Raw genomic sequence first — 13,033 nt, 5'->3', positions numbered from 1 at the left:
TCCATCGATGGTCGCCTCAAATGTCGGTCAAAGAAAGCCTCAAGGATACCGGCGTCCGCCTCTCGGAAGCGACGGCCGGCGATTTCTTTGCGCTCTTGAAGCCTCGGGTCATGGCGCTTGCCGTCTTTACCGCTTTCGTCGGTCTGATGGTGGCGCCCGGCGCGATGAACCCGGTCATCGCCGTGATCGCAATAGCTGCAATTGCAGTTGGAGCGGGAGCGGCCGGGGCGCTCAACATGTGGTACGACGCGGACATCGACGCGCTGATGTCGCGCACATCAAAGCGGCCGGTTCCGTCAGGCCGCGTCACGCCCGGTGAAGCTCTCGGCTTCGGCCTGGTGCTTTCCGCGTTTGCGGTCATGACGCTCGGCGTGCTGGTGGGATGGCTCGCCGCGTCGCTGCTGGCCTTCACCATCTTTTTCTACGTCGTCATCTATACAATGTGGCTGAAGCGCTCGACGCCGCAGAACATCGTCATCGGCGGCGCGGCGGGTGCCCTTCCTCCGATGATTGGCTGGGCGGCGGCCACTGGCGCAATCGGCATTGAAAGCCTCATCCTGTTCCTGATCATTTTCCTATGGACGCCGCCGCATTTCTGGGCGCTCGCGCTGTTCAAGGCCGGCGACTACGCCGCTGCCGGGATCCCAATGATGCCGAACGTGGCCGGCCAGGCCTCGACCAGAAGGCAGATCTTCGCCTATTCACTGCTCCTGGCGCCAATCAGCGTGCTGCCCTGGGCGTTCGGATTCGCGAGCGGGTTCTATGGGGTTGTTTCGGCCGCGTTGGGCGCGGGTTTCATCTGGTATGCCTTGAAGGTTCTGGTCATCCTCGACAAGGAGATGAAGCCGGCAAAGGCGTTGTTTGCCTATTCGATTTTCTATCTTTTCGCGATCTTTGCCATGCTGCTTGCCGACACCATCGCGATGCGCGCGTTCATGTCAGCCGGAGGTTGACAGCGTTGCACATCGGGATCGGCTCACGATGGCAGAGCACAGAATCCCAGGATCAGCAGAGCGACGACGCCAAGGCCGAGCAGCAGAATGGTTTTTCCGTCCATGACCTACACCTTCGATTAGACAGGATATCGAAGAAGGGCCGCAAGAGCCAGCGCATGACCTTCCGAGCCTTTGTGACAAAAGGGCGACAAGTTCCAGGCAATGGAGTATGTTGATTTCGGTGCAGGTCGCGGTTTTGCGTGGCCAGTCATGCAGAACGGCAGCACCGTGAAACCGCGACCGTACCGGACCTGGTCTGGAGGAACGGGCATGGCAAGTTTTCACGTGATTGCAGGCGCCAGCGAAACGCTGGAACATACCAAAATTCGAAAAATCGGTATTTCCGATCTTTTCGATGCGCTCAAGCGCGGTGTTGACGATTTCATGGTCAAACCGTCGCACATCGTCTTTCTCTGCCTGCTCTATCCGCTTGTCGGCGTCGTGCTTGCAGCCTGGACTTCGGGCGCCAATGCATTGCCGTTGCTGTTTCCGCTGGTGTCCGGCTTTGCGCTGATCGGTCCATTCGCAGCGATCGGCCTCTATGAGATCAGCCGCAGACGAGAAGCCGGGCTTGACACCTCCTGGAGGCACGCTTTCGAGGTCAGGAATTCTCCGGCAGTGCCGGCCATCGCGGCGGTCGGGATCATGCTGTTTGCCATCTTCATCACCTGGCTTTTGACAGCGCAGATGTTCTACCAATATCTCTTCGGCCCGGCTCCGCCGGAATCGATATCCGGCTTCATCAATGAGATATTTGCCACCGGGCGCGGATGGACTCTGATTATCCTGGGGCACGCCATCGGCTTCGTCTTCGCGGTGGTGGTGTTGTGCACGACAGTCGTCGCCTTCCCATTGTTGCTCGACCGCGATGTCGGCGCCTACGAAGCCATCCACACCTCGGTGCGAGCGGTGCTGGCAAATCCGATCACCATGGCTGTCTGGGGACTGATCGTCGCCGTCGCCCTGATTATCGGCTCGCTGCCGGTGTTTGCCGGGCTGGCGGTCGTGCTGCCGATCCTCGGTCACGCCACATGGCATGTCTACCGCAAGGTTGTGGAACCGCCGTCGCCGGTCAGGCCGACGAGTTGACGATATCCGGCTGGGCTGCACCGGCGAGAGTGCCGGTGCAGACGGTTGATTTTTTCAGTAGGCGGCGTGGCTGAAGCGGGCGTGACGTGCGCCCATGGTCAGGTTGCGGAAATCCTTGCCGCTCACATGCACCAGCGTCCTGTGGTCGCCGCCCTCGAAATAGATTTCGGCGGCTTCGCCGAGGCTGTCGTCGAGGATCACCGGGACATCATAGGCCGCGCCGATCGGTGGAATGGCGCCGGTGTCACAATCGCCGAAGAGTGAGACCACTTCGTCTTCGGAGGCGAGTCCAAGACGCCTGTCCATGACGTCCTGCAGTGTACCGAGCTCGATTCTGTGCGTGCTTGGGACCACGGCCAGCGCATAACCGAGTTCGTGGTGAACGACCACCGATTTGGCCATCATGCTGCCGGGCACATGCGCGGCAATGGCGGACTGCCTGCTCGTCGATGTGCGATGATGGGCGACGGTGTCGTAGGAGATTCCTCTCCCGTCAATGTAGTCCTTCAGTCTGTTTGCGATCGTCATCTTCGGCCTCCCTGCTAGAGTTCGCGGCGCATTGGAAACGAAGGCAATCATTCCCCTCCGATCGTTTCCGATAAATAGCAAGATGGATCAGCCGCCGCTTGTTTCAAGGCAGCAGCATGTCGACCCGGGCCGCAGTCAGGATCCTGCGGTTCCCGACTGGAAATGCCGCGGGCGAAGCCTCAAATCCGGATTGCGCGTCAGGGTCCGGCGCCGAAAAACGATATCCGGGTGAGAAGCGTGTAATCCGCTTCGAAGAGCATCATCGCCACGAACACCAGTATCAGAACCGGCGGCAGGATGATCGCATAGGTCAGCGCCAGCCGCTCCCAGGCCATGTGCATGAACACGGCGACAATCAGCCCGGCCTTGAGGATCATGAAGATGAGGATCAGCGACCATCTGAGATAGCCGTGGAGGCCGAAATAATCGACCAGATAGGAGCAGGTGCTGAGGATGAACAGCCATGCCCAGACCACCAGATAGAGCTTGATCGGGTGTTCCTGATGAACCTCCGCCTGGGCGACGCCAGTCGCTGGCGCGTCATGCGCATGACCAGCGTGAAGTGGGTGTTGCCCAAGGCCGTTTGCGGTTGCTTCAGCCATGTCAGCCTCTCACCAAAGATAGAAGAATGCGAAAATGAACACCCAGACCAGATCGACGAAATGCCAGTAGAGCCCCATGATTTCGACGTTCTCGTAGCGACCCCTGCGGCTGGTGAAGAAGCCGGGACGTCCGACGTCGTAGTCCCCACGCCAGACCTTTCGCGCCACGATGATGAGGAAGATGACCCCGATCGTGACATGCGTGCCGTGGAATCCGGTGATCATGAAGAAAGACGAACCGAATTGTGCCGCGCCCCAAGGATTGCCCCAGGGCCGTACCCCTTCGGTGATCAGCTTGGTCCATTCGAAGGCTTGCATGCCGACGAAGGTCGCGCCGAGCGCTGCGGTCAGAAGCATCAGAATTGCCGTTTTGCGACGGTCGCGGCGATAGCCGAAATTGACGGCCATGGCCATCGTTCCGCTGCTCGAGATCAGCACGAAGGTCATGATGGCGATAAGGATAAGGGGGATTTCCTGGCCGCCGATACGAAGCGCAAAGACCTCGCTCGGATTGGGCCACGGCACGCGCGTGGAGATGCGCGCGGTCATGTAGGAGAGCAGGAAGCAGCCGAAGATGAAGGTGTCGCTGAGCAGGAAGATCCACATCATGGCCTTGCCCCAGGACACGTTCTTGAACGCGCGCTGATCCGAGGACCAGTCGGCGGCGATGCCTTGCCAGCCTGCGGGCCGCGACTCCGTTTGGCCGGTATGCGTCAGTGTCGTTTCTGCCATGCTCCTCGACCTCCTAGGTCAGCAACTGCCGGCAAATATCGATGAATGTCGCGGCCCAGCCGGCCAAAAGAGCGAAGATGGCGAGCCAGACGAAAAGCAGGAAGTGCCAGTACATGGCGCACAGTTCGACGCTGAGGCGAAGCCGTTCCGGCCGCGCTCCGTTCCAGGCACCGACGGTTGTCCTGCCCAGGCCCACCAGGCCTCCTACTATGTGCAGGCCGTGCATCCCGGTTATCAGGTAGAAAAAACTGTTGGCCGGATTGGAGGCCAGAAAATAACCGTCGGCGGCCAGGTCCCGCCATGCCATGAGCTGCCCGATGAGGAAGGCGATCGCGGTGAGCCCAGCTGCGGCAAGGCCGAGCCTGACCGTGTCTATCTGGCGCTTGCGCACTGCCACCGAGGCGCATTGCAGCGCGATGCTGCTTAGGACCAGCATGCCAGTGTTGAGCCAGAGCAGACGCGGAACCGGCAGTGGCTGCCAGTCCGACAGCGCCATACGCATGAAATAGGCGCTGGTGAACAGCGCAAACAGGCAACCGACGACGGCGAGGAAGACGCCGAGGCCGATCTTGGCGGTCGGCAGGCCAGACCGGTCGAGGGGGACGAAATCTTCCGCCACACCTTGCTCGAGCCATGGCTTGGTCATCAGCCGCTGATGCGAGAGCCACCAGCCGGCAAAGCCGGCGATCACGAGCAGGAAGACCAGGATGACGCTCATGCCGGCTCCCTGGAGGGGCCGAAGGTGCCCGGCATGTTTTGCGGAATGAAGTCCTCCTTGGCGCCCGGCACGCTGTAGTCATAGGCCCAGCGATAGACGATCGGCAACTCCTTGCCGAAATTGCCATGCGCCGGCGGCGTCTGCGGCGTCTGCCATTCGAGTGTCGTGGCGCGCCATGGATTGCCACCAGCCTCGCGGCCATGGCGGATGCTCCAGATCAGATTGAACAGGAACACGATCTGGGCAAAGCCGACGATGAACGCCATGATGCTGATGAACGAGTTCAGGTGGTGAGCCGATTCCGTCATCACCGTCACATCGGTCATCTCGGCATAGCGCCGCGGCACGCCCATCAGGCCGATATAGTGCATGGGAAAGAAGATCAGGTAGGCGCCGAGGAAGGTGACCCAGAAATGGAAGCGGCCGAGCGTCTCGTTGAGCATCCGGCCGGTGACCTTCGGGTACCAGTGGTAGATCGCGCCGAAGATAACGAGGATGGGGGCAACTCCCATGACCATATGGAAGTGAGCGACCACGAACATCGTGTCCGACAGCGGAACGTCGACGACGACATTACCGAGAAACAGTCCGGTCAACCCGCCATTGACGAAGGTGACGATGAAAGCCATGGCAAACAGCATCGGTATGGTGAGATGGATGTCGCCGCGCCACAGCGTCAGCACCCAATTGTAGACCTTGATTGCGGTCGGGATGGCGATGATCAATGTCGTGGTGGCGAAGAAGAAGCCGAAATAGGGGTGCATGCCGCTGACATACATATGATGTGCCCAGACCACGAAGCTCAGCGCGCCGATGCCGACGATGGCCCAGACCATCATGCGGTAGCCAAAAATGTTCTTGCGCGCATGCGTGCTGATCAGATCGGAGACGATGCCGAAGGCCGGAAGCGCCACGATGTAGACTTCGGGGTGGCCAAAGAACCAGAACAGATGCTGGAACAGGATCGGGCTGCCGCCATTGTGCTGAAGCTGTTCGCCCATCTCGACGACTGCGGGCATGAAGAAAGAGGTGCCGAGCGCGCGGTCAAGCAGCATCATCACGCAAGCGACGAACAGCGCCGGGAAGGCGAGCAGCGCCATCACGGTGGCGGTGAAGATGCCCCAGACGGTCAGCGGCAGGCGCATCATTGTCATGCCGCGTGTGCGGCCCTGCAGCACCGTCACGACATAGTTCAGGCCGCCCATGGTGAAGCCGATGATGAACAGGATCAGCGAGACGAGCATCAGAATGATGCCCCATTCCTGGCCGCCGGGTGTGCCGGTCATGATGGCTTGCGGCGGATAGAGCGTCCAGCCGGCACCGGTCGGTCCGCCAGGTGCAAAGAAGCTCGACACCAGAACCAGCACCGCAAGCAGGTAAATCCAGTAGCTCAGCATGTTGACATAGGGGAAGACCATGTCGCGGGCGCCGACCATCAGCGGGATCAGATAGTTGCCGAAGCCGCCGAGGAAGAGCGCCGTGAGCAGGTAGATCACCATGATCATGCCGTGCATGGTGATGAACTGGTAGTAGGCCTCAGGGGTGATGAAATCGAACGTGCCGGGGAAGCCGAGCTGCAGCCGCATCAGCCAGGACAAGACCAGGGCGACCAGGCCGATGGCCGTTGCGGTCCCCGAATACTGGATCGCGATGACCTTGGCGTCCTGCGAGAAGACATACTTCGTCCACCAGCTGTGCGGATGGTAGAGTTCCATTTCCGCCACTTCGGCGGGCGGGACGGCATCTGCAGGCGTGACATCGACCATGGGAGCACCTCCGTGCCCTTCAGCGGGACCCGACAGTTTCGAGTTTTGCCGCAACTTTCAAAGCTGACACCGTCGCGTTGCCCGGCGCCTGTTCCGCCGAGCCCGTCTGCTGGGGCGCCGACAATTGCGCGAACGTCTGCTGCTGGTCGAGCCAGGCCACATAGTCTTCCTGGGTGTCGACCATGACGATGCCATGCATCATCGGATGCCCCTGGCCGCACAGTTCGGCGCACAGAACCTGGAAGGTTCCGGTCTTGGTCGGGGTAAACCAGAAATAAGTGACCGAGCCCGGGATCATGTCCATCTTGGCGCGGAATTCCGGCACGTAGAAATCATGCAACACATCGATCGAGCGCAGCAGCATCTTGACCGGCTTGCCGACCGGCAGATGCAGGTCGGCCGCTTCGACCACGACATCGTCCTGGCCGTTGGGATCCTTGGCGATCACGCCCAGCGGATTTTCAGCGGTAACGTCACGGGTGTCGGATGTGCCGAGCTTGCCGTCCTTGCCCGGCAAGCGGAAACTCCACTGCCATTGCTGGCCAACGACTTCGACCACGGTTGCGTCGCTTGGAACGTTGACGAACCGGCTCCAGACGAACAGCCCGGGAACCAGCATGGCGGTAACACCCACGCCGGTGATGATCGTCAACCACCATTCGAGCCGCCTGTTCTCAGGTTCGTAGGCCGCCCGGCTCCCCTCGCGATGACGGAAGCGGAAAACGCAATAGGCCATGAATAGCACCACGGCGGCGAAGACGACGCCGGTGATCCAAAAGGTGATGATGATGGTGTTGTCGATATAGTCCCAGTTCGAGGCAATCGGAGTCCACCACCATGGGCTCAGGAAGTGGAACAACACCGAGCCCACGACGATCAAAACGAGTACAACCACGATGGGCATGTCCCGTTCCTCCCGATATTCCAGGGGCGTGAAGCCATCTCTGGAAATACCAAAGTGCATAATGCGTGATTTGCGATGGAAATTCTAGAGCCGGCTGTGGAAGGGGCAAAAAATCGCTTTTGCGGCGGCGGCCGGGCTCGGCACGGGATCAAGGCGCCTTGATGACAATGCAGCCGGCCAGCAGCAGCACGACGCCGGCGAGCCGCATGCCTGACACCAGCCGCCGCGGCAGCCGGAACCAGCCGAACGTGTCGACGAAAATGCTGGCGACCTGCTGGCCGGCCACCGTCAGGCTGACGGCAGCGGCTGCTGCTGCAATTCGCCGGAGACGAATTTGGTAAAGGCACGCGATCTTCTGGAAGGCAGGCTCGGCGGCGGCGTGCTCGAGAGGAATGCTGGCTGAAGAGCATGCGTTTCGGGTTCAGCCCCGCAAGAAAGCCCCCGAGTTCGGCGAGAGCCCGAAGCCTGCGATCACGAAGCGGTGACGGCCGTAACGAAAGCTCGGCAGGCTGCGAAGATTGGATGAAGGCGCCGGGCGAAACATTTTGCGGCGCGTCCCAGCCGAAGTCTGGGCGCGATCCGCCAACCTCTCAAGGAATCCACGATCATGATAAACAGGCGTACTTTCTCCACCGCGCTCGCCGCCGGGGTGGCGACGAGCCTATTGGCCGGCTCCCAGACGGCGCGAGCGCAGACGGCCCCCAAGGTTCGCAATGTCGTTCTGGTCCATGGCGCCTATGCCGATGGCTCGTGCTGGTCGGAGGTGGTTGGCCTGCTGCAGCAGGCTGGCCTCAGCGCAACCGTCGTCCAGCATCCGCTGACCACGCTGGAGGCTGGTGTCGAAGCAACGCGCCGTGCGATCGCCCTCCAGGATGGACCGACGGTCCTTGTCGGGCACTCTTTTGCCGGCATGATCGTTACCGAGGCAGGGATGGGTCCGAAGGTTTCGTCGCTCGTCTATGTCGCGGCGCGCGCGCCGGATGCGGGCGAAGATTACACGGCGCTCGCCAAGACTTTTGCGGCGCCGCCCGCCTCCGCCGGGCTCGTCTGGTCCGCAGGCTATGGCAAGCTTAGCGAGGAGGCTTTCCTGCGGGATTTCGCCGGCGATATTCCTCGCGAGAAGGCGCGCATCCTGTACGCTGTCCAGGGGCCGATCTCGGACAAGCTTTTCACCGGAAAGACAACGCAAGCGGCCTGGCGCTCGAAGCCAAGCTGGTATGCGGTCTCGACCGAGGATCGCACGATCAATCCGGATCTCGAGCGCTTCATGGCCAAGCGCATGAACGCAAAGACCATCGAAGTGAAGGCAAGCCATTTGTCGCTGATCTCTCACCCCGACGTGATCGCAGGGCTCATCTCGCAAGCAGCCGGGTCGCTCGGCTAGCGAGATTGGGCGGATCTGGGGCGGCATGGAAATCAGCCGCCTCATCCTCCGTCCGCGCTACTTTGGGTCAGGCTTAGATCAGCAGCAGGCCCTTCATCGAGGCATTGCCCTTCTTGCCGATAATGATGTGATCGTGGACGGCGATGCCGAGCGGCTTGGCGCTGTCGATGATCTGCTTGGTCATCTCGATGTCGGCGCGCGACGGCGTCGGGTCGCCTGAGGGGTGGTTGTGGATCAACACACCAACAACGGAATAATGATATTTATCAAGTGCTTGAATACCGGTCTTGGAGGGCAGGGATCGTTAGTTGGGGTGTGTTCCGAGTGACCACTTGTGATCTTTCACGCATGGGAATGGTCGCATTTGCGCAGTACCCTAACGTCCCGATCAACCACGGATTCCGAACCCTCATCTTTTCGCGCTAGTGCCACTCAGGACGGCTGAACGGCCCTTCCACCACAACGCGGGCCGGCTCTTGGCGGCGTCAAGAGCCCGTCGAATCCGCGATGTCACAATCGGACACTCTGGATCTCGGTCGCCAGTTCGGTCGAGACGTACGTGCGGTGCGCCGATCTTTGCAACGATCACGCCGGCGATGGTTTTCTGTAATCTACTATTCGTGCAAGGGTGCCTCTTGAAAACTGGAACATATAGTGAACATACTCGCAGCGACAATGACCTCTATGGCCACTCGGCAGCCGCGACCATATGGGGATCATTCCCTTAACGCCCTTGAGCTAGGCTGAAAACTAGATCAGGGTGCATGACACGAGAGAACCGACCATGTACCTAGCGCGCAAAGAGGACATCGGGCCTGCAGCATCGCCGATCTCGCCTCGCCGCGAATTGGGCGCTTACGAGGCTATGTGGCTTGAGCAAGGCGCCACGTTCAAGACGATCGCTGACAAGTTCGCCAAGGATCCGACCGCAATGCCATCGGATTTCGTTCGGCCGGCCCAAGCGGAAGAGTGTGCCCGTAAGGTCCTTTCCGAGGCCAGCGCTAAAGGCGTCTCTCGCTTTGGCGTTCGCATCCACCATGCCGGCGACTACCCTGCGAAATTGCGTGACGCGAAATACCCCATTGAACTGCTCTACTTTCAGGGCATCTGGGAGCTAACCGAGACGCGGTGCATCGCCATCGTTGGATCTCGAGAGGCCTCCGAAGAGGGAAAGCAGCGAGCTAGGCAGTTGGCATTCTCGCTGACGGCTCGCAAGCGCGAGGATCGACGCGACGACTTCACGATTGTCTCGGGCCTCGCTGCCGGTATTGACCGAACGGCGCATGATGCGGCCATAGAAAACGGCGGCCGCACGATTGCCGTCATTGGGACACCCCTTGGCACCTACTACCCGAAGGAAAATCGCGACCTCCAGGATCGAATTGCGAGAGAGTTCCTTCTCATCTCGCAGATCCCCTTCCTGCGATATGGTGCCCAAAACGTGCCGCAAAACAGGCTTTTCTTCCCGGAGCGCAACATCACCATGAGTGCGCTGACCGAGGCGACGATCATCGTTGAGGCGAGCGACACGTCCGGCACGCTGACGCAAGCGCGTGCAGCCCTGCATCAAAAGCGTAAGCTTTTCATCCTGGATTCGTGCTTCCAAAAAGGCCTCAAATGGCCGAGCAACTATGAGGCGCAAGGTGCCATTCGAGTGCGCTCGATGGACGATATCTGGGGCAGCCTTGACTAAGGTTTTCTATCGCGAGATCGATGACAGTAACCGCAGCGATCACACTAGGCTGACCGCCAACGATAAGTGCATGTTTCTGTACGAATTTACCGCCTTCGAGCATACCAACGGTCTTGGCTTCAAGTTCAGCGATACGAACCAGCTTATCCACAACCTCAAGAAAAAGCCCTCAGAGCGGCTGACGAAGGGCGGATGGAATTATAAGGGCAAAGCCATTGGAAAATGCGCTGGCGCGATGCGGCTCGCACTCAATCCTGAATGGCTGACTGGCGGAACGTTGGTGCCAGTTCCGTCTTCGAAGGCCCCAGGTCATCCCGACTACGATGATCGTCTAACCCAAATAGCCAGGCTATTAAGCGTGCCGCCGCCAGACGTCCGCGAGCTTGTGCGTCACGATAGTTCGCATGCCGCCGCGCATGAGTCGAACAATCGGCCGACCGTCGAAGACTTGCTCGCCATTTACGAAATCGACGAGCCCTTGGCCAGTAGCAAGCCAGTCAGCTCGATCGCGATTTTCGACGACGTGCTTACCGCCGGCACGCATTATCGGGCAGTGCAAATCAAGCTCGCTGCGCGCTTCCCTAGCATCCCTATCTTCGGAATGTTTATCGCTCGCCGGGCAATCCCGCCGCCCAGCGATGGCTGGGTCAAGCAGATGCAGGAGCTGTTCGGCAGTATTGACGACTAGTATCGACAAGTGTCTTTCTCGACAAAATTTCAAATGGCGTTGGCCGCTCGAACTGCCGCGATCAGAAAGAGCACGAGTGAGCCGATCGCGACCAACGGAGTTATGCAAAATGTCAGATGAGCAAGCCAGTTTCTGTGGCACGAGGTCAGCCCCGTGTGGCTAATCGGGGCCTTAGGCCTACCCCAAGGCGAAAGTGGGTTTGAGCGACTTGAACTCGTTTCAGGAATTTGAGCAGTTTCTCGACGGCCATTTTGCGCGGCTCGAGACCTTGGACTACGACGCCAACGCGGCTCTAGCATTGGTGAGCAATATTCAAGAGCAGGCAGCATCCAGGATCGAGACTTTTGGCCTCGCTTCATCCCTGGCACACGGCATTACGATCCTCGCTCCGTATCTCGTAAGTGGCAAACTAGGTCCGCCGCCCGATATAGGGACACTTCTGTCGGACCTTTCGTTTTGCATGCATTACTACTCGCTACGCGAACTTTTATACTATTCGTACAACGTACCCGGCGCCGTGGAGTGGGCGTTCGAGCATGAGTCGGTGCAGGTTCGCTACACTGACCCATCACTGCCACGGCAATTTTACACGGTGTGGAATGAACATCTGGAACTTTCCCGAGAGATGTTCGCCGATGGCACGTACGTCGAGGCGGCCCGCACGTTGCTTAGGGGCGAAGCCGAGGGCCAGATCTCCCCAGACGTCGAGGCGGCATCGCTTCACATCGACCAGGAGGTGGATCAGAAGCTGAGGGCATATTTCTCAATACTGGACCCAACGTCTCCAGTGGATCTCGGCGGCTACACCTATGCCGACTTTCAAACCGTATATCGCTTCATGCTTGGCAATGCGCTCTATCATCGGCGCTTTGGCGAGGCCAACGATCAGGTCGGGGCCATCTTCATTGAGTACGACGAACTTGTGAACGACCTCGAGATGGCAACGGGATTGACCCGGTCCAAGATAGCGAGTGTTCTGGACGACATAATTTTCGACGTGGCAAAGCGTACTGAGAAGCTTGACGCATCATATTTCTCCCTAATGAGAGAGGGAGCCGGAGCCCGTCGCGTCGTTATGAGGTCGGTGGATTTCACCACCCACGAGGGACTGGTCAATGTCTTGAGGGTGGTCGCCATCCGACGCCCACAATTGTTCCTACGCAATGTTAGCGGGGAACTCGGCGTTGGTTTCGTTGCTAGAGTGAGATCTGCTTTCGAGACGGCCGGTTTTCGATGCCTTACCGAGATTTCCCTGTCCAAGTTCGACCCGCAACTCCCCGATATAGACCTACTAGTCATTTGCGAGGAGCCCACGCTTGGCTACGTGCTCTTTGTCTGCGAGTTAAAGGGCCCTATACCGCCTCGTTGGGCGAAGGACCAGCTTAAGGCGATCCGACAAGATGGTGTCTCCAAAGCCTTTCGGCAGTCAGAGGCGATCCAGAAATTCTTGCGCACGCCTGCTGGTATCAGCGCGATGAAGTCCTGGTTGCCGCCAGATAAACCGCCCCGATTTGAGTCGTTCGTACTGGTTGTGGAACCGCTGATCGTGACGTCGGATAACGCAGGGATGTTCTTCGGCGATGAGAATACGCCGATCGCGAATTTCAGGACAATCGAGCGCCTTCTGAAGGCATCGGATGGTGACACGGCTTTCATCCAACACGTCATCCACACCTACAACGAGGAGGTGGACAAGATTATTAGTCGTGTTGTTGCCAAAGCTGAGTTTGCTGGGATTGTCGTAGAGTATGAGGGCGTTGCGGACTCCCCCATTATGCGGTTCGCCCAACAGTCATGGCGAAACTCGGAAGAACGTCAGGCCATGATCGACGCGTTTCTCGCTGACGGTGCACATCCATTTGATACGGTAGACTTGGACGCGAAGGAGATGCCGCCAGGGACGATCCTGATCGCCTTCAAGAGCTGTTCCTGAG

The 13,033-nt window shown here is 59.3% G+C and carries 13 protein-coding genes and 1 pseudogene; 6 read left to right on the top strand and 8 right to left on the bottom strand.

The window, feature by feature from the left end; genetic code table 11:
* The first annotated feature begins 20 nt into the window (after positions 1–20).
* Together AC1DXM_RS00130 and AC1DXM_RS00125 are read left to right on the top strand one after the other, a co-directional pair.
* A complete protein-coding gene (locus AC1DXM_RS00130) occupies positions 21–953 on the top strand; it encodes a heme o synthase (RefSeq protein ID WP_477231223.1) in 933 nt (310 codons plus the stop codon).
* A gap of 312 nt (positions 954–1,265) precedes the next feature.
* Positions 1,266–2,084 (top strand): DUF2189 domain-containing protein, encoded by an 819-nt coding sequence (locus tag AC1DXM_RS00125; protein WP_112564858.1) that lies wholly within the window; start codon positions 1,266–1,268, stop codon positions 2,082–2,084.
* A 54-nt stretch (positions 2,085–2,138) separates the two neighbouring features.
* On the opposite strand, the gene AC1DXM_RS00120 is transcribed toward AC1DXM_RS00125, so the two are convergent.
* From AC1DXM_RS00120 to AC1DXM_RS00090, 7 genes are all read right to left on the bottom strand, one after another.
* Positions 2,139–2,612, bottom strand: a complete 474-nt coding sequence (locus AC1DXM_RS00120) for an aminoacyl-tRNA deacylase (protein ID WP_477231222.1) — start codon at positions 2,610–2,612, stop codon at positions 2,139–2,141.
* A 197-nt stretch (positions 2,613–2,809) separates the two neighbouring features.
* On the bottom strand, positions 2,810–3,214 hold the full coding sequence (locus AC1DXM_RS00115; RefSeq protein ID WP_477231221.1) for a cytochrome C oxidase subunit IV family protein: 405 nt from the start codon (positions 3,212–3,214) through the stop codon (positions 2,810–2,812).
* Between the two features lie 9 nt (positions 3,215–3,223).
* Entirely contained in the window at positions 3,224–3,946 is a 723-nt protein-coding gene (locus AC1DXM_RS00110; RefSeq protein WP_477231220.1) for a heme-copper oxidase subunit III family protein, read from the bottom strand.
* Positions 3,947–3,959: 13 nt separating this feature from the next.
* Positions 3,960–4,664 carry a cytochrome c oxidase subunit 3 gene (locus tag AC1DXM_RS00105; protein ID WP_477231219.1) on the bottom strand — a complete coding sequence of 235 codons (705 nt, stop codon included), beginning with the start codon at positions 4,662–4,664 and terminating at the stop codon, positions 3,960–3,962.
* Positions 4,661–6,430 (bottom strand): cytochrome c oxidase subunit I, encoded by a 1,770-nt coding sequence (ctaD, locus tag AC1DXM_RS00100; protein WP_477231218.1) that lies wholly within the window; start codon positions 6,428–6,430, stop codon positions 4,661–4,663. Before ctaD ends, AC1DXM_RS00105 begins: the two co-directional genes overlap by 4 nt.
* 19 nt (positions 6,431–6,449) lie before the next feature.
* Positions 6,450–7,334: a cytochrome c oxidase subunit II gene (gene coxB / locus AC1DXM_RS00095; protein ID WP_477231217.1), complete on the bottom strand. Its 885-nt coding sequence runs from the start codon at positions 7,332–7,334 to the stop codon at positions 6,450–6,452.
* 148 nt (positions 7,335–7,482) lie between these two features.
* On the bottom strand, positions 7,483–7,653 hold the full coding sequence (locus AC1DXM_RS00090; protein ID WP_477231933.1) for a DMT family transporter: 171 nt from the start codon (positions 7,651–7,653) through the stop codon (positions 7,483–7,485).
* Between the two features lie 285 nt (positions 7,654–7,938).
* Here AC1DXM_RS00090 and AC1DXM_RS00085 point away from each other — a divergent pair, with 285 nt between their 5' ends.
* On the top strand, positions 7,939–8,718 hold the full coding sequence (locus AC1DXM_RS00085) for an alpha/beta hydrolase (protein ID WP_477231932.1): 780 nt from the start codon (positions 7,939–7,941) through the stop codon (positions 8,716–8,718).
* Between the two features lie 73 nt (positions 8,719–8,791).
* On the opposite strand, the pseudogene AC1DXM_RS00080 reads toward AC1DXM_RS00085, so the two are convergent.
* A pseudogene (locus tag AC1DXM_RS00080) lies at positions 8,792–8,956 on the bottom strand (JAB domain-containing protein); the annotation flags it as partial.
* A 546-nt stretch (positions 8,957–9,502) separates the two neighbouring features.
* Between AC1DXM_RS00080 and AC1DXM_RS00075 the strand changes: the two are divergent.
* The 3 genes from AC1DXM_RS00075 (at position 9,503) to AC1DXM_RS00065 (ending at position 13,032) form a co-directional block, all read left to right on the top strand.
* The gene (locus AC1DXM_RS00075) at positions 9,503–10,411 is read left to right on the top strand and encodes a DNA-processing protein DprA (protein WP_477231216.1); all 909 of its coding nucleotides are present in this window, start codon (positions 9,503–9,505) and stop codon (positions 10,409–10,411) included.
* Positions 10,404–11,099: a hypothetical protein gene (locus tag AC1DXM_RS00070; protein WP_477231215.1), complete on the top strand. Its 696-nt coding sequence runs from the start codon at positions 10,404–10,406 to the stop codon at positions 11,097–11,099. The genes AC1DXM_RS00075 and AC1DXM_RS00070 overlap by 8 nt, the downstream gene beginning before the upstream one ends.
* A 199-nt stretch (positions 11,100–11,298) precedes the next feature.
* Complete coding sequence (locus AC1DXM_RS00065; RefSeq protein WP_477231214.1) at positions 11,299–13,032, top strand: hypothetical protein; 1,734 nt, start codon at positions 11,299–11,301, stop codon at positions 13,030–13,032.
* Position 13,033 lies beyond the last annotated feature (1 nt).

The sequence above is a fragment of the Mesorhizobium sp. P3_A2 genome, assembly GCF_056403115.1.
Note: the sequence above shows the minus strand (reverse complement) of the source record. Positions and strands in the feature narration are given on the sequence as shown.